The 20,379-nt window shown below is 72.4% G+C and carries 17 protein-coding genes; 4 read left to right on the top strand and 13 right to left on the bottom strand.

All coding sequences use genetic code 11. The features are described 5' to 3' along the window. Positions 1-54 precede the first annotated feature (54 nt). The 4 genes from ABD269_RS05580 to ABD269_RS05595 form a co-directional block, all read right to left on the bottom strand. Positions 55-1,893, bottom strand: a complete 1,839-nt coding sequence (locus ABD269_RS05580) for an ABC transporter ATP-binding protein (RefSeq protein ID WP_344116636.1) — start codon at positions 1,891-1,893, stop codon at positions 55-57. 204 nt (positions 1,894-2,097) lie between these two features. Further along, entirely contained in the window at positions 2,098-2,859 is a 762-nt protein-coding gene (locus ABD269_RS05585; RefSeq protein ID WP_301891867.1) for an NUDIX hydrolase, read from the bottom strand. An 89-nt stretch (positions 2,860-2,948) separates the two neighbouring features. Further along, positions 2,949-4,988: a glycogen debranching N-terminal domain-containing protein gene (locus ABD269_RS05590; RefSeq protein ID WP_425572837.1), complete on the bottom strand. Its 2,040-nt coding sequence runs from the start codon at positions 4,986-4,988 to the stop codon at positions 2,949-2,951. Positions 4,989-5,113: 125 nt separating this feature from the next. Beyond that, complete coding sequence (locus ABD269_RS05595; protein ID WP_301891869.1) at positions 5,114-6,499, bottom strand: DUF4192 domain-containing protein; 1,386 nt, start codon at positions 6,497-6,499, stop codon at positions 5,114-5,116. 181 nt (positions 6,500-6,680) lie between these two features. Here ABD269_RS05595 and ABD269_RS05600 point away from each other — a divergent pair, with 181 nt between their 5' ends. Next, complete coding sequence (locus ABD269_RS05600) at positions 6,681-8,846, top strand: RecQ family ATP-dependent DNA helicase (protein ID WP_344116639.1); 2,166 nt, start codon at positions 6,681-6,683, stop codon at positions 8,844-8,846. Between the two features lie 223 nt (positions 8,847-9,069). Then, positions 9,070-9,654 carry a hypothetical protein gene (locus ABD269_RS05605; protein WP_344116641.1) on the top strand — a complete coding sequence of 195 codons (585 nt, stop codon included), beginning with the start codon at positions 9,070-9,072 and terminating at the stop codon, positions 9,652-9,654. A gap of 84 nt (positions 9,655-9,738) precedes the next feature. On the opposite strand, the gene ABD269_RS05610 is transcribed toward ABD269_RS05605, so the two are convergent. From ABD269_RS05610 to ABD269_RS05640, 7 genes are all read right to left on the bottom strand, one after another. Next, a complete protein-coding gene (locus tag ABD269_RS05610; RefSeq protein WP_344116643.1) occupies positions 9,739-10,362 on the bottom strand; it encodes a hypothetical protein in 624 nt (207 codons plus the stop codon). Positions 10,363-10,421: 59 nt separating this feature from the next. After that, entirely contained in the window at positions 10,422-11,123 is a 702-nt protein-coding gene (locus ABD269_RS05615) for a ribonuclease HII (RefSeq protein WP_344116645.1), read from the bottom strand. 79 nt (positions 11,124-11,202) lie between these two features. Then, positions 11,203-12,096 (bottom strand): ADP-ribosylglycohydrolase family protein, encoded by an 894-nt coding sequence (locus ABD269_RS05620; RefSeq protein ID WP_301891874.1) that lies wholly within the window; start codon positions 12,094-12,096, stop codon positions 11,203-11,205. A gap of 11 nt (positions 12,097-12,107) precedes the next feature. After that, positions 12,108-12,767: a histidine phosphatase family protein gene (locus tag ABD269_RS05625; RefSeq protein ID WP_344116648.1), complete on the bottom strand. Its 660-nt coding sequence runs from the start codon at positions 12,765-12,767 to the stop codon at positions 12,108-12,110. 317 nt (positions 12,768-13,084) lie between these two features. Then, complete coding sequence (locus ABD269_RS05630) at positions 13,085-13,690, bottom strand: YdbC family protein (RefSeq protein ID WP_301891876.1); 606 nt, start codon at positions 13,688-13,690, stop codon at positions 13,085-13,087. Positions 13,691-13,724: 34 nt separating this feature from the next. Then, complete coding sequence (locus ABD269_RS05635; protein WP_344116650.1) at positions 13,725-14,549, bottom strand: arylamine N-acetyltransferase family protein; 825 nt, start codon at positions 14,547-14,549, stop codon at positions 13,725-13,727. 47 nt (positions 14,550-14,596) lie between these two features. Further along, positions 14,597-15,157: a TetR/AcrR family transcriptional regulator gene (locus ABD269_RS05640; protein ID WP_344116653.1), complete on the bottom strand. Its 561-nt coding sequence runs from the start codon at positions 15,155-15,157 to the stop codon at positions 14,597-14,599. A gap of 91 nt (positions 15,158-15,248) precedes the next feature. On the opposite strand from ABD269_RS05640, the gene ABD269_RS05645 reads away from it, so the two are divergent. After that, positions 15,249-15,707 (top strand): nuclear transport factor 2 family protein, encoded by a 459-nt coding sequence (locus tag ABD269_RS05645; protein WP_344116655.1) that lies wholly within the window; start codon positions 15,249-15,251, stop codon positions 15,705-15,707. A 111-nt stretch (positions 15,708-15,818) separates the two neighbouring features. Then, a complete protein-coding gene (locus ABD269_RS05650) occupies positions 15,819-16,343 on the top strand; it encodes a TerD family protein (protein WP_344116657.1) in 525 nt (174 codons plus the stop codon). Between the two features lie 117 nt (positions 16,344-16,460). Here ABD269_RS05650 and ABD269_RS05655 read toward each other — a convergent pair whose 3' ends face one another. Next, on the bottom strand, positions 16,461-19,331 hold the full coding sequence (locus tag ABD269_RS05655; protein WP_301891881.1) for a vitamin B12-dependent ribonucleotide reductase: 2,871 nt from the start codon (positions 19,329-19,331) through the stop codon (positions 16,461-16,463). A gap of 114 nt (positions 19,332-19,445) precedes the next feature. Next, a complete protein-coding gene (nrdR, locus tag ABD269_RS05660; protein WP_301891882.1) occupies positions 19,446-19,958 on the bottom strand; it encodes a transcriptional regulator NrdR in 513 nt (170 codons plus the stop codon). Positions 19,959-20,379 lie beyond the last annotated feature (421 nt).

A 20,379-nucleotide genomic window follows, 5' to 3' on the forward strand; every position in this document is an offset into this window, starting at 1 on the left:
CGGCTTGGATTCCGGAGCGTGAGCGCGGCGGCGTGAGCACCCGGGCGCGCGCCCTCATCTCGGCCTGCCCCGGAACACGGTGAGGACGTACGCGCCGAGCAGTCCCGCCAGCGACAGCGCGAGCGCCCAGCCGACCGGCTGGGACACCAGCCGCAGGGCGGCCGAGATCCCGGTGTCCATCTCGGACGGCCACTGGACCACGGCGGCCGCGCGCAACCGCTCAGGAAGCCCGATGAGCGACCGGGCCGCGGGTTCGGCCAGCACACTACCGAGGACCGGCATCACGAGCGTCGGCACCGCCAGCACCGCGACCAGCCCCAGCGCGGTGGAGCGGAACAGCCCGCCGGCCAGGAGACCGGCCCACGCGCAGCCGAGGGTCAGGCAGGCGCAGCCCGCCAGGCCGACGGCCCATCCGGTGGGGGCGACGACCGCGTCGTCGCCGTAGAGCAGCCGCACCGTGACCACGTCGAGCACCACCGCAACGAGTGCGAGCAGCAAGGCGGCGGCGCCGGTGACCGCGAGTTTGGCCCCGAGCAGCCCGAGGTGGCGCGGGACGGTGCCCTGGTCCGGCGCCAGCGCGGGGTAGCGGAACTCCTGGCCGAAAGAGAGCGCTCCGATGAGCCCGGCGCCGAAGGCCGCCGGGGGCAGGGGCAGCAAGTCGGGCCAGCCAGTGAACAGGCGCGGTTCCGGGGCGCCGGTACGGGCCAGCAGCACCGCGGCGAGGAGCGAGGCGGCGAGCGTCACGACCGACACGATCCAGCCGGTCGGGGCCCCTGTGGCGCGGCGCAGTTCGTACCGCAGCGGCCAGGCCGGGTCGGGGGCGGGGAGGCGCGGCAGCGGGCGTGGCACGGTGACGGGCCGGACGGTCGGGCCGGACGCTTCGGTGGCGCCCTGTTCGCCCGGCGGCTCTCCGGCCGTGTCGCCGGGTGGAGCCTCTTGCACCGCCGTCTCGGCGCCCGAAGGGTCGGCGCGTCGGCCATCGGCGCGGTGCAGCGGGGACACGGGCCCGGTGTCGCCGGTCTCCTCGGTCAGGCGGTGGACGAGGATGCCGTGCCGGTAGGCGGCCTCTCCGACGGCCGCGCAGCTGCTGCCGTAGACCGAGAGTCTGCCGCCGCCCTCGTGCACGACCTCCATGGGCGGCTCGCCCGGGGGCAGGGCCACGGTGTCGGCCTCGGCCTCCAGAAGATGGGCGAGGCGGGGTGCGAGCGGCGAACGGACCGCGACACGGGGCCGCAGCCGGGTGCGGGCGAAGGCGGCAGCCGTCTGGTCGGCGACGAGGCGCCCCTGGTCGATGGTGACGACCTGGTGGGCGATGCGGGCCGCCTCGGAGGCGTCGCTGGAGGTGACGAGGACGGCACCGCCCTGCTCCGCGAAGCCGCGCAGCACCCCGTGGAGCCAGGCGGTCTCGCGGGGCGAGAGCTCGTGCGCGGGCTCGTCGAGGACCAGGGTGTGCGGATCGCCGAGCAGCGCAGCGGCGAGGCCGAGGCGGCGGTCCATGCCACGGGAGAAGGCATCGAGGCGCTGGTCGGCGAGGCCGGTCAGTCCCACGACTTCCAGCACGTCGTCGGCGCGGCGCACAGGCACGCCGGCCGCGGCACTGAGCATCCGCAGGTGGTTCCGGGCGGTGCGGGCGGGATGACCGGGGACGTCGCCGAGGAGCACCCCGATCTCCCGCATGGGGTGGGCGACGCGGTCGAGGGCGCGGCCGCGGAAGAGGGCGACACCGCGACCGGGGTCGAGTCGCAGCATGAGCCGCAGGGTGCTGGTCTTGCCCGCCCCTTCCGCCCCGAGCAGGACGGTCACCCGCCCGGGGCGGGCCTCGAAGGTGATGTCGTCGACGGCGGGAGGCTGGTCGCGGCGGGGGGCGCTCGTCAGTCCGATGGCCTGGATCATGGCTTCTCCCGCAGGGCGTGAGACGGCTCGGCGGCGCGGCTGACGACCGGCCCGGGGCGGCCGGGAACCGGGCGGATCCGAAGAGGATCACACAGCGCGCGAAGTCGCTGGGACGTACGGCAGCACCGTAACCCGATATGCCCGATTTGATCCGCAATGCCAACGGCTGACCCGGCCGTGTCCCGCCATGGGAGCGCCCCTGCTCTACGCCTCCGGCCGCAGCATCGGCGGGTTGAGCAGTGTGGCCCCGCCGGCCCGGAAGAGCTGCGCCGGGCGCCCGCCCTGACGGGTCGTCGTGCCTCCCGTGGGCACCAGGAAGCCGGGGGTGCCCGTCACCTTGCGGTGGAAGTTGCGCGGGTCCAGGGCGACGCCCCACACCGCCTCGTACACGCGGCGCAGCTCGCCGACGGTGAACTCCTGCGGGCAGAAGGCCGTGGCCAGCGAGGAGTACTCGATCTTGGAACGGGCGCGCTCGACGCCGTCCGCGAGGATGCGGGCGTGATCGAAGGCGAGCGGGGCCGCCTGCTCGCCTTCGCGGCCGTAACCGACCTCCTGGTCGAGCAGGTCCTCCACGGGCGCCCAGCGCACGCTGTGCGCGTCGCCGCCGGCCCGTGGTGCGGGCAGGTCGGGGGCCAGCGCGAGGTGCGCCACGCTGACCACCCTCATGCGAGGGTCGCGCTTGGGATCGCCATAGGTGGCGAGCTGTTCGAGATGGGCGGCGTTGGGGAGCACGGGCCCCGCCGGGTCGTGGGCGTGCAGCCCCGTCTCCTCGGCCAGCTCCCGGGCGGCGGCGGTCGCCAGGTCTTCGTCACCCCGGACGAATCCGCCCGGCAGTGCCCAGCGGCCCTGGTACGGAGGCTCGCCCCGACGGACGGCCAGAGCACACAGCGCGTGACGGCGCACGGTGAGCACGACCAGGTCGACAGTGACAGCGAAGGGCGGAAAGGCCGACGGGTCGTAGGGCATGACGCGATCATAGTCGTCTGCTTGACGATAAACAGGGTCTTGTCGGCGGACCACATGCGCCCCCTCCGACAGCCTCGCGCGCGCCACCCTCACACCCCGAGCTGCAGGCCGTCGGGAGCTTCCTCGACCATGCCGAGCCCCATTCTGCTGATCCGTACAGCGAACGGCTGCTCGGCGATGCGCAACCCGGTGAACCGCACGGCGCCGAGCGGCGCGGTGTGCAGTGGCCGGACCGCCACCGACCCGGCCGGGACATCGGGGCGCACCCCGGCGAGCGCGGTCAGCAGCTGGACCGCGCCTGCCGCGGCGACGGCGGCCGGCCGACAGGCCGCCGGGTGCGGCAGCGGCGTGCTGCCGGTGGTGCGCTGCTCCCCCGCGTACATCTCCGGCAGGCGGTGGCCGAAGGCCTCGGCCGCGTCGATCGCCCCCCGCAGCAGCGCGCCCGCTTCCCTCTCGTAGCCCGCTGCCGCGAGCCCCGAGACGGCCACGGCGGTCTCATGGACGCGCACGGCGCCACTGCGGTGCCCGAACGGATTGTGTCCGGGCTCCTTCGCCCCCAGGCTGCGCAGGCCCCAGCCGGAGTCGAGGGCGGGGCCGCCGAGGAGTCGCGCCAGCTGTTCGGTCTGCACCTTGTCGAGGAGCCCGGGTGCATGGGCCCCTGCTCCGAGCAGGCCGGTGTCGAGGAGGTGCGCGGCGGCGCTCCCCAGGTGCGGTATCCGCTGTCCCTGAGGGGTGAGGGCAGCGGCCGGGCGGCCACCCCCCGGATCCTCCACCCAGAAGTCCTCGCGGAACCGTCGGCGCAGTCCGGCGGCCCAGCTCCGCCAACTCTCCGCTCCGGGCCGCCCGCACGCCTCCAGCAGATCCGCGCCCAGGAGCGCGGCCCGGTGCGCGTGTGCCTGCACTTCGCAGCGGTACGGGCCCCGGGGCAGGGGGTCGGCGAGGTATGGGCTGTCGCCCACTGCCGTACGCAGCCACTCCAGACACCGCTCGGCGGCGGGCAGCAGTGCTTCCGTCTCCCTGTCGGACAGCCCCCACCTTCTTGCCTCTGCGAGAACGACGGGAAACAACAGCGTGGCCTCGATGCCCGTACACCCTGGGGGCAGATGTGCTCCCGCATGGCGCAGCGCGCCGGGGATGCGTCCGCCGTCGGGCCCGGGGCCGGGGAGTTGGGTGCGTGCCAGGGTGCGCAGCGTGCCCGCCGCCAGCCGGACGCCGAGGGGCAGCGTCATTCGGGCCGCCCACAGCCCCTCGGCCGGGGCGAGGCCGCAGCGCCAGGGGACGCCTGCGGCTAGGTGGCTGTCACCGGGGTGTCCGGGGTCGCGCACCAGCAGGGCACGGAGATCGTCCAGGGCGGCGGCGAGCAGGGCCCCGGCCCGTGGGTCGTCCCCGTCCGCCTGCGCGTCGCCCCAGGGAGCCGTACCCGTTCTGCCCCGGGGCGCCGGGGCCTCGGGTGTGCGTACTCCGCCGGGCTGTTCGGCGAGCACCCGCAGCTCGATGCTCCGGCTGCTTCCCGGAGCCACGTCGACGTCCCAGCACAGCAGCCCCGCCGAGGCCAGGGCGTCGTCCGGCGGAGGGTCGGTCATGACCGCCGACTGGGCGCCGGGCACCGACCACCGCAGCCCGGAGGCGTGCACGGCGGCCGGGACCTCGGCTCCGGCCAGACCCGCCGCGGCGGCGCCCAGCTCGGCCAGGTCGGTGCCCAACGACACCTCCACCCGAAGGCTCAAGGGGCGGACCGCGGTACTGCGCAGGACGATGCGCTCGACGCCCTCCGCCGTGCGCAGCCGCTCGACCGTGACGGCCGGGTCGGGTCCGGAGTCGGCGACGGTACGCACGGTGCCCACGAACCGGGCGCGGTCTGCCGTGAGCAGCCGCCCCTGCACGGGCAGGGGCTCGGAGCCGCCCACCCGCACCGTGCACCGGGCGAGGAGCCGTCTGCCGGCTCGGTAGAACCCGTCGAGGCCCTGGCCGGTCATCTGTCCGTGCTCACCGGAGATGGCGAGGGCGGGCAGCGCGACGCAGATCAGCGCCGCATGGACGGGCTGCGGGCCGAGCGCGCGGGGCACGCCGTTGCGTGGGGGCGGTGCGGCACGACGAGTCGGCTGACCATGGGGGACGATGCCTTGCACTTGTCTGCACTCCCCTGCGGGTGTCATGGACCGGGACGACGGACGGCGTTTGCAGCCACCCGGATGAACGGCGCCGGGCCCGCCGAAGTCACGGTGCGGGCCCCGCGCCCGCTTTGTCGCGGGGGTCACTGGGGGCGGTCCTGCCGGCTGTGGGCGCCCTGCTGTCCCCCTGTCCGCCGGGTGCGCGCCCTTCCGGCGGGGCCGTTCGGTCCGCCGGGCCGGGTGTTTCCCGTGGGCCTTCCCGCCCTGGACCGGCGCCGCGCCGCTTCCGAGCCGGGTGGAACGTCCGCCCTGGCCTCGGCCGCGGCCCTGCCCCGGGCCTCCTCCTCTCCGACGGCCTGGCGCAGTGCGCGATCGGCTTGTTCCGCGCGCAGGCAACGGCGCAGGGGCTCGGGGTCGAGGCCCTCGTTGCAGGCCCGGTGGAGGAGCTGGGCGAAGAGGTATTCGGGGTCGAGGCGGAGAGCCCGCCCCAGGGCGACGCGGGCTTCGAGCTTGTCGCCGACCGACCAGGCGACCCAGCCGGCGAGAGTGACGGGGGCGGCGGCGTGTTCCTCGTAAGGGGGAACGCAGCGGCGGGCGAGGGCGCGCCACAGCCGTAGTGCGGCGGGGGCGCCGGGGCCCTCCATCCATTCCGCGGCGCGGTCCCGCGTGACGCGGTCCTGCAGCCCGATGACGATCGCCGCCGCTTCCTGAGCAGTGAGGAGGGTGTCGTCGCGCGCGTCGGATTCCGGTCGCCCGGCGAGCGGCGCGCTCTCCTGGAACCTGCTCATGGCCGACCGGGCCAGGTCCAGCGTCTCCCGGCGCACGGTCTCGCAGTCGGCGCCGCGGAGGATGCGGGGCACCAGGGCCATCGCCGCGGCGTCGAGCGCTTCCGCCTGCTCCTCCGCGCGGGCTCCGGTGAGCGGTGCGTACCGCGCTTCCATCTGGCTGAGGGAGCCGCGCATCTCCATGCCCGCGTAGGTGGCGGCCGCGGCCATCACCGAGGTGCCGGGGACCGCGAGGGGCGTGCCGTCCGCGGGGCAGCAGCGCGGGTCGGGGCAGCAGTACGACCAGAAGCGGCCGTCGGAGATGCACAGCGCTTCGTGCACGGGCATGGTGAACCGGCCGCACGCGTCGCGCAGGGACCGGGCGAGCGGGCGCAGCCGCTCCATCACCTCCCGCGCGGTCTCGCCCGCGGCCGGGTCCTGGCAGAGGAAGAGGACGACGCCGTCGGGGCGGGCTCCGCGCTTGTTGCTTCCGGTGACGAGGGTCTCGGCGAGCTGGTCGCAGATGTCGGGCCATTCCTCGCGGGTGTGGGGAATGCCGAGCCTGAGCCGGCCCCCGAAGCGGCCGCGCTCGCCGTGGAGCGCGACCATGACGACGCTGTCGTCCGGGACGAAGCCCAGCAAGTACGGCAGCGCGTCGGCGAGTTCGGCAGGGCTGCGGAGGGTGACCTCCTGCTCCGCGCGAGGGCCCGAGGGGGCGGAGGCGGACGAGGAGAACGGGTGGGCTGAGTCACTGTGCTTGGTCATGGCCCGAGAGTCCCGTGGATCCGCCACAGCCCACCAGCCCTGTGGATAACTCCCGCATATTGTCCTACGAATCCTGTGGACGGCGGCTGCCGGGCGTTCCGCGATCCCGGTGTCGCCCAGGTTTTCCACAGGATCGCGGTCGCGGTCGCGCGATGTCAGTGCCCTCGTGTTGCATGGGGGCATGACCAACGAAGACCTCCGCACCTCGGCCGACACCGTCCTGGCCCGTCTCGTCGGAGACACCACGGGCGCCGCGAGACTGCGCGAGGATCAGTGGCGCGCGATCGAAGCACTGGTCGCCCACCATCGCCGCGCGCTGGTCGTCCAGCGGACCGGCTGGGGCAAGTCGGCCGTGTATTTCGTCGCGACCGCCCTGCTGCGCGAGCGCGGCAGCGGCCCCACGGTGATCGTCTCGCCGCTCCTCGCGCTGATGCGCAACCAGGTGGAGGCCGCCGCGCGGGCCGGCATCCACGCGCGCACGATCAACTCCGCCAATACCGAGGAGTGGGACACCGTCCAGGAGGAGGTCGCGGCGGGCACGGTGGACGTGCTGCTCGTGTCGCCGGAGCGCCTCAACAATCCCGACTTCCGGGACAACGTGCTGCCGAAGCTCGCCGCCGCCACCGGCCTCCTGGTCGTCGACGAGGCCCACTGCATCTCCGACTGGGGCCACGACTTCCGGCCCGATTACCGCAGGTTGCGCACCATGCTGGCCGATCTGCCGCCCGACGTGCCCGTGCTGGCCACGACCGCCACCGCCAACGCGCGTGTCACCGCCGACGTCGCCGAGCAGCTGGGCACGGGCGAGACCTCGGAGGAGGCGCTCGTCCTGCGCGGGCCGCTGGAGCGGGAGAGCCTGAGCCTGGGCGTCCTGCAACTGCCCGACGCCGCGCACCGGCTGGCCTGGCTCGCCGACCACCTCAGCGAGCTCCCGGGCTCCGGCATCATCTACACCCTCACCGTCGCCGCCGCCGAGGAGGTCACGGCGTTCCTGCGCCACCGCGGCCACGTCGTCGCCTCCTACACCGGCAAGACCGAGAACGCCGACCGCCAGCAGGCGGAGGAGGATCTGCTCGCCAACCGCGTCAAGGCGCTGGTCGCCACCTCCGCGCTCGGCATGGGCTTCGACAAGCCGGATCTGGGGTTCGTGGTCCACCTGGGGTCGCCGTCGTCCCCGATCGCCTACTACCAGCAGGTGGGCCGCGCCGGGCGCGGAGTGGAGCACGCGGAAGTGCTGTTGCTCCCGGGCCGCGAGGACGAGGCGATCTGGAAGTACTTCGCGTCCCTCGCCTTCCCCTCCGAGGACCAGGTGCGCCGCACCCTCGATGTGCTGGCCGCGTCCGACCGCCCCGTGTCGCTGCCCGCCCTGGAGCCGCAGGTGGACCTGCGGCGCTCCCGCCTGGAGACCATGCTCAAGGTGCTCGACGTGGACGGCGCGGTGCACCGGGTGCGCGGCGGCTGGACGGCGACCGGCCGGCCGTGGGCCTACGACGCCGAGCGCTACGCCTGGGTCGCGCGACAGCGCGAGGCGGAGCAGCAGGCGATGCGGGACTACGCCACCACCGCGGGATGCCGGATGGAATTCCTGCGCCGACAGCTCGACGACGAGGCCGCCGCCCCTTGCGGACGCTGCGACAACTGCGCGGGCCCCCGGTTCACCGCCGCGGTCTCCGCCACGGCTCTGGACGCGTCGCGGGGCGAACTGGGGCGTCCGGGCGTCGAGCTCGAGCCCCGGCGGATGTGGCCGACGGGCATGCCCGCGGTGGGCGTCGATCTCAAGGGCCGCATCCCCGCGGGGGAGCAGGCCGCGACCGGCCGGGCCCTCGGCAGGCTGTCCGACATCGGCTGGGGCAACCGGCTGCGGCCGCTCCTCGCCCCGAACGCGCCGGACGGCCCCGTTCCGGATGATGTGGCGGACGCCGTGGTGACCGTGCTGGCCGACTGGGCCCGGGGGCCGGGTGGTTGGGCCCCTGGCGCGCCCGACGCGACCGCCCGGCCGGTGGGTGTCGTCACGCTCGCCTCCCGCACCCGGCCCAAGCTCATTCAGTCGCTGGGCGAGCGCATCGCCGCCATCGGCCGGATGCCGTTGCTGGGCACGGTGGAATACCGCGACACGGAAGCGGACACCCGGCTGCCGCGCTCCAACAGCGCCCAGCGACTGCGGGCGCTGGAAGGGGCGTTGAGCGTCCCGCCGGGTCTCGCGACGGCCCTGGCCTCGGCGGGCGGACCCGTGCTGCTTGTCGACGATCTTTCGGACACGGGCTGGACGCTGGCCGTGGCCGCGCGGCTGCTGCGCCGGGCCGGGGCGAAGGAGGTGCTCCCGCTGGTTCTGGCGGTACAGGGATAGGCGCGCGTGACGGGCAGGGCGGCTGGGCAGGGATAGGGGCGCGCAGCACCCGGCGGGGGCAGTGGCGCCAATTGATCGTTGCCGCGTACCGGTGCGACCGGGAGAATCGGACGTGCTCCCGCCCCCGCACGTCCAAGCGTCCCGACGGACCGCCGTGGCGGTGCGCGCCCTTGCCCGACGCCCGCCCGCGCCCACCCATGGGCACGCAGACGAAGGGAGGATCATGGCCTTCGGCTTAGCCCCGCCCCCCGCCGACTCCGGTCCCCGGCTGGGCCGCTCGCTGGAGCCCGCCGAGTGGGCCGCGGCGGGAATCCCGTTGCTGCGCAACCCACGCGAACTGATCACCGGTCTGCATGTGCGTCACCTGCCCGCACCGTCGACGGCGGTCGTCGCCGTCCTCGATCCCGATGAACGGCTCGCCGCGAGCGCGTCCTTCACCCGACGGCCCGCCTCGGCCGACGGCTGGGAGCTCCGCAACGCGCTTCTCGCGCAGTTGCGCCAGGTGATCCCGCACGACCTCCGGCGCCGTACCCCGGTCCGCACTGCCGTGCTTCTCTACTGCCGGGAGGGCGGGGCCCATTGGACGGAGGAGGACGGTGCGTGGATGTGGGGCCTGCGCGACGCATGCACGCTGCACGGCCTGCGCTGCGGGGCGTACATCACGCTGACCACGAGCGGCTGGCAGATACTCGGCGAAGGGCGCAGCGGACGGCGTCCGCGGTCACCCGTGTACCGGGCCGCGCCGCCGACATCCGGAAGCGCAGCCTCCGAGATGCGGAGGACGCACCACCGCACAGCGGCCGGCTGACCGGCCGCCGCAGGGCGGCGGTTCGGGCACGAACCCCGCGGTCACCGTCGCCTCCAGGGCCCGGGTGACCGCTGGGCCCGTGCCTCAGACGCCCACCGGAAGGAGGGAGTTGACCCGCTGGGGATCACCGCAGACGATCAGCAGCGCACCGGCGCGGTCCAGGGCGGCGGGCAGGGCGCCGTTCACCATGGATTCCGCGCCGCCGTTGACCGCGACGACCACGATCGGGCGGCGTCCGGTGCGGGTCGCCTCGACGCTCGCGTAGAACACGTCGTCACGGGCGTCGTGCTGCGCCCAGTACGACGACTCGCCGAAGGTCAGCTCGTGCACCGCCCAGGGGTGCGGGTCGCCGGTGGTGAGCACCAGGATCTCGCCGGGCTCACGGCCGGAGTCGAGCAGCAGGTCGACGGCTTCGTCCGCGGCGTCCAGCGCACCCTGCGCGGAGGCCGGGATCAGCTGGACCTGCGGACCGGCCGCCGGGGCCGGGGCGGGTGCGGCAGGGGCCTTGGCGTCCGTCACCGCGGCACGCGGGGACGGTACCGGGGCCGGGCCGCGGTGGGAGCCGGGGCTGCCGGGCCGCACCGGGACCGGACGGGGGCCGGGGCCAGGGACAGGACGGGGGGTCGGCGCGCCGCGGCCGGGGGCCGGAACTGCGCGGGGACCCGGGACACTCTCGTGAATCTGAGGCTCCTCGGGGATGAGAGGCATGAGTTGATGTTTATCAAACGCCGGTGCGGGACGCGTCGGCGGGTGGCGGCCGGAGCCGCTCAGAAGTCGAAACCGAGTTGGCCACCGGCCTCCAGAGCAAGTGCCTCAGGGGTGCTGCGCACCCGCTTGAGGTGCTGCCACCTGGGCAGCGCGTCGAGATAGGACCAGGACAGCCGGTGGTACGGGGTGGGGCCCAGCGCCTCCAGGGCGGCGCGGTGCACCGGCGAGGGGTATCCGGCGTTGTCGCCGAAGCCGAAGTCGGCGCACTCGGCGCCCAGTTCGGCCATCATGGCGTCGCGCCGCACCTTGGCGATCACGGATGCGGCGGCGACGACCACGCAGGACTGGTCGCCCTTGATGACCGTGCGGACCTTCCAGGGATCGCCGAGGTAGTCGTGCTTGCCGTCGAGGATCACGGCGTCGGGCCGCACGGGCAGGGCGTCCAGGGCGCGGGTGGCGGCCAGTCGCAGCGCGGCCGTCATGCCCAGCTCGTCGATCTCCTGTGGGGAGGAGTGCCCGAGCGCGTGGGCGGTGACCCAGCTCTCCAGCTCGCCCGCGAGCGCGGTGCGCCGCTTGGGGGTGAGCAGTTTGGAGTCGGTGAGGCCCTCGGGGGGCCGGCGCAGACCGGTGACGGCAGCGCACACGGTGACGGGTCCGGCCCAGGCTCCCCGGCCGACCTCGTCGACTCCGGCGACGACCTTGGCTCCGGTCGTGGCGCGCAAGGAGCGCTCGACGGTGTGGGTAGGCGGTTCGTACGGCATAGCGCCAGCAAGCGTACGCCCCCGGCCCCGGCCCGAGTAGCCCCGCCCCCTCCTCTTTTCGTCTCTACCTTCTGTCCGGTCAGCCCACAGCAGCAGGCAGCCACGCGGGAAGCGCTTCGGCGGCCTCCAGCCAGCCCGCGGGCGGTGCGCCCCGCTCGGCCGCCGCGACCACTCCCCCGACGATGGCGCAGGTGGTGTCCACGTCGCCGCCCACCTGCGCGGTCGTCCAGAAGGCGGTCTCGTAGGACGCGAGGTTGCGGGCGGCGGCCCACAGCGCGAAGGGCACGGTGTCATGGGCGCTGGTACGGCGTCCGCAGCCGAGGACCGCGGCGACGGTGTGCGCGTCGCCGTAGTCGAGCATGTCGCGGGCGCGCCTCAGCCCGGCCTGGACGGCGCTGCGCGGTACGAGCGCGATCACTCCGTCCAGGAGCGCCTCGGCGGCGACGGGGCCGGTGGGCGCGGCGGCGATCGCCGCGGCAGCGGCCACGGCCATGGTCCCTGCCACGGCCTCGCGGTGCTGATGGGTGACGTACGCGGAGATCTCGGCCTGGTGCGTCGCCTGCTCCGGGTCGTCCGCGTACCAGGCGCCGAGCGGGGCGACGCGCATGGCCGCGCCGTTGCCCCAGGAGCCCTGGCCGTTGAACAGGGCGGCGGCCAGCTCCCGCCAGTCGCTTCCTTCCCTGACCAGGCGCAGCATGCGGTTGACCGCCGGGCCGTAGCCGCGGTCGAAGTCGTGGTGCTCGGCGAAGGAGCGCGCGAGGGCGTCCTGGTCGATACGGCCGTGCTCGGCGAGGACGCCCAGCACCGAACAGGCCATTTCGGTGTCGTCGGTCCACTGCCAGGGGGCGGGCGGCAGTTCGCGGCGCTTGAGGGACGGGTAGTTGGCGGGGACGAAGAACTGGGACCCGAGGGCGTCACCCAGGGCCAGCCCGCGCAGGCTCCCCAGGGCTCGGTGGAATCGGTCAGCGGTCATCGCAGCGAACTCTAACCGGTGAAGCCGTACGGTTCGGGGGTGCACCAGCGCTCGAACGGCCGGTCCAGGTGGTAGCGGCCGTCGGTGCCGAGGACCAGGGCCCGGGTCTCCCCGTTGCCCGGGTTCGACAGGCATTCGAACTCGGCGACGGTCCAGTGCAGCCACCGCATGCAGAACAGTCTCATGGTCAGCCCGTGGGTGACCAGCAGGACGTTCGGCGGGTGGCCGGGGTCCTCGAAGCTGCGCCACAGGCTCTCCAGGAAGGCCCCGACGCGGTCGTAGACGTCGGCTCCCGACTCGCCCTGGGCGAAGCGGTAGAAAAAGTGGCCGTAGGCGTCCCGATAGGCCTTCTGGCGGCGCACGTCGGCGGGATCCTGCCAGTTTCCCCAGTCCTGCTCGCGCAGGCGCGGCTCCTCGCGGACCCGGACCCGGGCCGGGTCGAGCCCCAGGGCGTGGAAGGTCTGGTGCGTGCGGCGGTAGGGGGATACGTAGGCGGACACCTGCTCGCCCCCGAAGAGTTCACGCAGGTGGGTGCCCGCTCCCCGGGCCTGCTCGCGCCCCCTTTCGGTCAGGCTGAGGGCGTGGTCGGGCTCCCGTTCATAGACGGTGTCGTCGACGTTGCCCACCGACTCGCCGTGTCGGATGAGAACGATGCGTCGGGGCCGTGGCATGCCGCCACCCTAGATCGAGTACGGGCCCCCTGCCGCACGTCACCCCTCGGTCAGCGGGCGCCCGGCCCGCATCTCGCGGCGGCGCCCGACGAAGCGGCTGGTCGGCAACCCCCGGCTATTCGGTGAGCGCCCCGCTCCTGGGCAGTGCGCACCCGGCTGGAGCCCGAGGCCTGCCCCCGGGCCGACCACTGCTCGTACGCCCGGCCACCGCCATGCGGGCGAGCCCTAGTGCATGCAGGGCCTTGTCGGCCCGGGCTCTGCGCCCGGCCCGCGTGACGCTGCCGGGCCCCACGGCCCGGCAGTCGCGGGAGCGCCGGTCACACCGTCCAGGACGGCTCTATCGCGACGATGTCGCCTCCGATCGCCGCGACATCCGCCTCGGTCTGCGCCCGCAGTGCGAGCCGCTCCAGCCGGTCCACGCGGTATTTCCCGTACTCGGCGCCGGAGTCCCACATGGACAGCACCAGGAACTCCTGGCCCGGCGCCTCGCCGAACACGCCGCGCAGCATTCCTGGCGACCCGGCCATGGCCGGGTTCCACACCTTCTCCTGCATCAGCGTGAAGTGCTCGACCCGGTCCTCGCGGACGCGGCAGTGGGCGATCCGCACCACGTCCGCGTCCGCGAACTGCGGCCGGAATCCCACCTTTACGTCACACCGGTGCTCGAACAGCCGCACCTGGATGTTCTTGAACGTGCCGGCCTGCGCGGCCGCCAGCCTGTCGTGGGAGCGGGCCATGAACGAGTCGTAGAACGCCCTGCTCTCCCAGAAGCCGAAGAGGTGCGCCACATGGGGGCGGCCCCTGCTCCAGCCCCCGCCCTGCCCCCGGAATCCCGGTTCGCCGAGCAACCCCGCCCATTTTCGCTGCCCCCGCTCGAAACCGCGGCGGTCCACCACGGTGCAGCGAATCCACTTGACCAGCACCGCGCCATCGTACGGTGCCGACAGCGGCGCGTAATCACGTACCGGATGAGTACACCCGCGCGAGCGCGTCGGCATCCGCCTCACTGAGCTCGATACGGAACTCGCGCTTCAGCAGTTCCGCCAAGTCCTCGGGCTTCACGTCCTGTTGCTCGGTGGCACCATCGGGGCGCGCCGTCGAGAACGACGGTCCCACCAGACTCCGGCGTACGCCCGGCTCCGTCCGCTGCACGACCACGCGGGAGACGAAGGGCGAATGCGGATGGGTGGAGATGTAGTGGTTCATCACGGCGTAGTCGACCGGGAAACGCGGCTCCGGGCCGAAGGCGTACAGGTCGAACCAGCCCTCCGGATGGAGCGAGCGCAGCACGTGTACGTCCTGCGGTTCACGCGCGATCCCGAACGTCCAGTCGCCTTGGCGCGCCTGCGCTCCGTCCTGGAAGGGCAGTGGCTCCAGCAGGCCTTCCCCGCCGAACCCGACATCGCACAGCCACCGACCGCCGTCGGCCTCGACCTTCAGGGCCATGTGCGTGACGGGACGCAGCTTGTCACTGCCCATGCGGACCCTCGCCCCGAGGCCGGTGAAGGAGAATCCGATGCGCTCCAGGACCGCGGCGAACAGCAGGTTCTGTTCGTAGCAGTAGCCGCCCCGGCACGCGGCCACCATCTTGTCCTGCAACGCCCCCATGCCGAGCAGGATCGGCCGGCCCAGCAGGATCTCCAGGTTCTCGAAGGGGAAGGCGGCCACGTGCGCACGGTGGACCGCCCGGAGCGTGGCGAGATCCGGCCGCACCTCCCCCGTCAGCCCGATACGTGCCAGGTAGGCGTCCAGATCGAGCTCGTCACCGCTCCACAGGGACATGGGTCACCACTCCTCTTCACACTTCCGGGCCGTGCCACTCTCCATGATCACTCAGCCGGTGCGAGCAGCACCGCGGCGGCATCGCGCGCCCGGCAGGCCGCGTCAGGCTCGCCGGTGATCGCCGCCGTGGTGATCGCCCCGTCGACGAGCACGGCCAGTTGGCCGGCCAGGCGCTCCGGATCCCTCACCCCGGCGGTGCGGACGAGGCCCAGGAGATAGCCGTGCACCTCGGCCTTGTGGTCGCGCACGGCGTCGGCCACGGCCGGTGAGCCCGTACCCAGTTCACCGAACGCGTTGATGAACGCGCAGCCCCTGAAGTCCGGTTCGGTGAACCATTCATACAGCCAGTCGAACACCGCGAGCGGCCGGTCCCGGTCGGCGGGCCGGAGTTCCACATGATCGGCCAGTGCGTCGCGCCAGCGCCGGTCGCGGCGCCGCAGACAGGCCTCCACCAGGGTGTCCTTGGAGGGGAAGCCCTGATAGAGGCGCTTGAGCGAGACGCCGGACGCGGCGCGGATCCGGTCCATGCCGACGGCCTGCACCCCGTGCTCGTAGAAGAGCGCCTCGGCGGCGTCGAGCACCCGCCGTTCGACCTCGGTGGTGTCCATGCCACTCCCGACTAGCGAAGAGAACGTTCGTTCTCTAGGCTACGCGACAGCGGGAGAACGACCGTTCTCCCTTGTCGGGAAAGGCAATTCCATGACTCAGCGACCGCCGCTTCCGCCGTTCGACGAGGAGACCGCCCGAGCCAAGGTCCAGGCCGCCGAGGACGCCTGGAACTCCTGCGACCCGGACCGGGTCGCCCTCGCCTACACCGAGGACTGCGTCTGGCGGAACCGGGACCGGTTCCTCACCGGCCGCGCGGAAATCCGGGAATTCCTGCGCCTCAAGTGGGAGAAGGAACTGGACTACCGCCTGCGCAAGGATCTGTGGTCCTGGAGCGGAAACCGCATCTCCGTACGTTTCCGGTACGACTGGCGCGATGCCGACGGCAGGCAGTGGGTCAGTTTCGGCAACGAGCAATGGGAGTTCGACGCCGACGGCCTGATGTGCCGGCGCGAGGCGAGCATCAACGACGTCCCCGCCGACGCGTCCGCCTCGGGGGACCGCGCACAGGACCCATTTCTCTCCGTGGCACCGCGTGAGCGGGTCAACTGACCCGCTCACCGGAAAGTCATCGCATCGGGTACGCCGCCGAGGGTGGCACCAGCGGCAACCGGCGTGAAATCCTTGGAAGTTGCGGACGCGAAACCGAGGAAGGGGAGCCTGGTGAGCAGTCTCAACAAGGGGATAGAAAAAGTCGAAGTGACGCTCAAATGGGACCCGAGCCCGTCCGGAACCCCCGCCACCGACCTCGACCTCATCGCGGCGACGTATCCCGTGGACGCGCCGCACGGCAGGCCCGCGTACCTCGTCCACTTCGACAGCCGGGCCCCCGACGGCACCATCACGCTCAACAGGGACAGCCGGACCGGTCAGGGCCTGGGCACGGACGAGGCGATGACACTGGAACTCGACCGGCTGTCGGACGACTACGGCCGGGTGGTGGTGGGTGTGGCCATCCAGCAGAACGCCGGGCGGAAGACGTTCGGCGAGGTGGCGAACACGGGAGTCCGCATCAGCGAAGGCCGGTCCGTGCTGGCTTCCGAGGATCTCGCGGCCGTCGCGGCGTCCACGGCCGCGACCGTCGGGGAATTCTTCCGGGACGGCTCGGGGGCGTGGAAATTCCGCAAGGCCGTCCGCGGATTCGACGCCGACCCGGCGGAGTTCGCGGCGCTGATGGGCAGTTGCTGACTCCGGGCACCCACCAGGGAACGAAAAACGGCCAGGCGGAAAAGCACCCCCGGAGGGGGCCTTTCCGCCTGGTCACGTCATACGGCGCACCCGGTGCGCGCTATGCGGCGCTCGCCGTCAGCTGCAACCGCTGGTGGAGCCGCAGCCCTCACAGAGGTAGCAGCTGCCCGCGCGGCGCATCTTCGTGCCGCAGGAGAAGCAGAGCGGGGCGTCGGCGTTCAGACCGAGCTGCATCTCCACCAGTTCGGTGGAGTTGTGGGCCTGCTTCGGAGCCGGCACGGCCGCCGCGGGCTGGGCCGGGGCCTCCGCCTTGGGGGCCGCGACCTGGCGCGGAGCCGACTGGGCGAGGCCCTCGACGTCGACCTCGTCGTCGGTCGGCTCGTACGAACCGGTGTCCAGGTGACGCTGGCGCTCCTCGGCGGAGTGGATGCCCAGGGCCGAGCGGGTCTCGAACGGCAGGAAGTCCAGCGCCAGGCGGCGGAAGATGTAGTCGACGATCGACTGCGCCATCCGGACGTCCGGGTCGTCGGTCATGCCGGCCGGCTCGAAGCGCATGTTGGTGAACTTCGAGACGTACGTCTCCAGCGGCACGCCGTACTGCAGGCCGACGGAGACGGCGATGGAGAAGGCGTCCATCATGCCCGCGAGGGTCGAGCCCTGCTTGGACATCTTGAGGAAGACCTCGCCGAGACCGTCGTCCGGGTAGGAGTTGGCGGTCATGTAGCCCTCGGCGCCACCGACCGTGAAGGAGGTGGTGATGCCCGGACGGCCCTTGGGCAGACGCTTGCGGACCGGGCGGTACTCGACGACCTTCTCCGCGACGGGAGCGGCCTCGGGAGCCTTGGCCTCTTCCTTCTTCTTGGCGGAGAGCGGCTGGCCGACCTTGCAGTTGTCGCGGTAGATCGCGAGCGCCTTCAGGCCGAGCTTCCAGCCCTCGAAGTAGACCTCCTCGACCTCCTCGACGGTGGCCGACTCCGGCAGGTTCACCGTCTTGGAGATGGCACCGGAGAGGAACGGCTGCGCGGCGGCCATCATGCGCACGTGGCCCATGGCGGAGATCGCGCGCTCGCCCATGGCGCAGTCGAAGACCTCGTAGTGCTCGGCCTTCAGGCCCGGGGCATCGATGACATTGCCGTGCTCGGCGATGTGGGCGACGATCGCCTCGACCTGCTCGGGCTGGTAGCCCAGGCGCTTGAGGGCCTTGGGGACCGTGTTGTTCACGATCTGCATCGAGCCGCCGCCGACGAGCTTCTTGAACTTGACCAGGGCCAGGTCCGGCTCGACGCCCGTGGTGTCGCAGTCCATCATCAGGCCGATGGTGCCGGTGGGGGCCAGCACGGAGGCCTGGGCGTTGCGGAAGCCGTTCTTCTCGCCCAGGCGGACGACGTCCTGCCAGGCCTCGGTCGCCGCGGCCCAGACCGGGGTGTCCAGGTCGTCGGCGCGCGGGGCGACGGCGTTGGCGTCGGAGTGCTGCTTCATGACGCGCTTGTGGGCGTCGGCGTTGCGGGCGTAGCCGTCGTACGGACCGACGACCGCGGCCAGCTCGGCGGAGCGCTTGTAGGAGGTGCCGGTCATCAGCGAGGTGATGGCACCGGCGAGCGCGCGGCCGCCGTCGCTGTCGTACGCGTGGCCGGTCGCCATCAGCAGCGCGCCGAGGTTGGCGTAGCCGATGCCGAGCTGACGGAAGGCGCGGGTCGTCTCGCCGATCTTCTCGGTCGGGAAGTCGGCGAAGCAGATGGAGATGTCCATCGCCGTGATGACCAGCTCGACGACCTTGGCGAAGCGCTCGGCGTCGAACGACTGGTGACCCTTGTCGTCGTCGCGCAGGAACTTCATCAGGTTCAGCGAGGCGAGGTTGCACGAGGAGTTGTCCAGGTGCATGTACTCGCTGCACGGGTTGGACGCGGTGATCCGGCCCGTCTCCGGCGAGGTGTGCCAGTGGTTGATCGTGTCGTCGTACTGAATGCCCGGGTCGGCGCAGGCCCAGGCCGCCTCGGCCATCTTGCGGAAGAGGCCCTTGGCGTCGATCTCCTCGATGACCTCACCGGTCATCCGGCCGCGCAGCCCGAACTTCGAACCGGTCTCGACGGCCTTCATGAACTCGTCGTTGACGCGGACGGAGTTGTTGGCGTTCTGGTACTGGACGGACGTGATGTCGTCGCCGCCCAGGTCCATGTCGAAGCCGGCGTCGCGCAGGGCGCGGACCTTCTCCTCCTCCTTCACCTTGGTCTCGATGAAGGCCTCGACGTCCGGGTGGTCGACGTCGAGGACGACCATCTTGGCCGCGCGGCGGGTGGCGCCACCGGACTTGATCGTTCCTGCGGAGGCGTCGGCGCCGCGCATGAAGGAGACCGGGCCGGAGGCGTTGCCGCCGGAGGAGAGCAGCTCCTTGGAGGAGCGGATGCGGGAGAGGTTCAGGCCGGCGCCCGAGCCGCCCTTGAAGATCATGCCCTCTTCCTTGTACCAGTCGAGGATCGACTCCATGGAGTCGTCGACGGACAGGATGAAGCAGGCGGAGACCTGCTGGGGCTGGGCGGTGCCGACGTTGAACCACACCGGCGAGTTGAAGCTGAAGACCTGGTGCAGCAGGGCGTAGCTGAGCTCGTGCTCGAAGATCTCGGCGTCCGCCGGGGAGGCGAAGTAGCCGTGCTCCTCGCCCGCCTTGCGGTAGGTCTTCACCACCCGGTCGATGAGCTGCCGCAGGCTCGACTCGCGCTCGGGCGAACCGACCGCACCACGGAAGTACTTGCTCGTGACAATGTTGACCGCGTTGACCGACCAGAAGTCGGGGAACTCGACGCCACGCTGCTCGAAGTTGATCGAGCCGTCGCGCCAGTTGGTCATGACGACGTCACGACGCTCCCAGACCACCTCGTCGTACGGGTGCACGCCGGGAGTCGTGTGGATGCGTTCGATGCGCAGACCCTTGCCGCCCTTGTTCCCCTTGGAGCGGGAACCTCGTGCCGGGCCGCTCGTCGTCTCTGTCATGCCGCCTCCCTCTACGGGCAAAACGCCCTAATGCGCCCAATTCTTCCGTGGCGCGGATGTCTTTCGTTCACCCGGGCGCGCGGAGCGCGCCGGGCAGGTCTCTGGTTGTCGCCGCTATTCGGCGGCGGTGGCGGGCGCGGGGACCCCGGGGGCCCCGCCGCACTCGCCGACGGCCACGACGGGCCGCTGCTCGCGGAGCTCCGCGACGGCGGCCTCGAAGTCCTCCAGCGAGTCGAACGCCTGGTACACGGACGCGAACCGCAGATACGCGACGAGGTCGAGATCCCGGAGGGGGCCGAGTATGGCGAGCCCGACGTCATGCGTGGAGAGCTCGGCGCTGCCCGTGGCCCGCACCGCCTCCTCGACACGCTGACCGAGCTGCGCCAGGGCGTCCTCGGTGACCGGCCGGCCCTGGCACGCCTTGCGCACCCCGGAGATGACCTTGTTGCGACTGAAGGGCTCGGTGACCCCGCTGCGCTTGATCACCATCAGCGACGCGGTCTCGACGGTCGTGAACCGGCGGGAGCAGTCGGGGCACTGGCGGCGCCTGCGGATCGAGCATCCGTCATCGGTGGTCCGACTGTCGACCACACGGCTGTCGGGGTGCCTGCAGAAGGGGCAGTGCATGGCTCTCCACCCTCCTCACCCTCATAGGACTGTGCACGATCTTCGGCTTCGGCCGACCCCCTTACGGGGGCCTCGCGAAGCAGCCCCCAGCATAGGCGATGACCGTGGGCCGGAATGACCAGCAACAGCCTTCGACCACAACTTGTGGGGAGCCACCGCAATCAAACCACTAGATCTGGTGCCGGGTGGCGAACCTCGCCGGAGGCGTGTCGCGCCGTCCGAGCAGGGTCCGAGCCTACGCGAGCAGCCCGAACCGCGGCCCCGTGGGGCCTTTGGGCGTCCGCGGATGACAGACTGGACACCGGCACCGCGACCTCGGCGCGCCGGGCGCGCCCGGCGGCTGCGGACCGCCGCCCCTCCGGAGGATTCCGAGCGGTCGGCGCCCGACCCGGCAGGGTCTGTGAAGTCCGTAGGACTTCGC

This window comes from Streptomyces blastmyceticus (assembly GCF_039521185.1).
In the GTDB taxonomy this organism is placed as follows: domain Bacteria; phylum Actinomycetota; class Actinomycetes; order Streptomycetales; family Streptomycetaceae; genus Streptomyces; species Streptomyces blastmyceticus.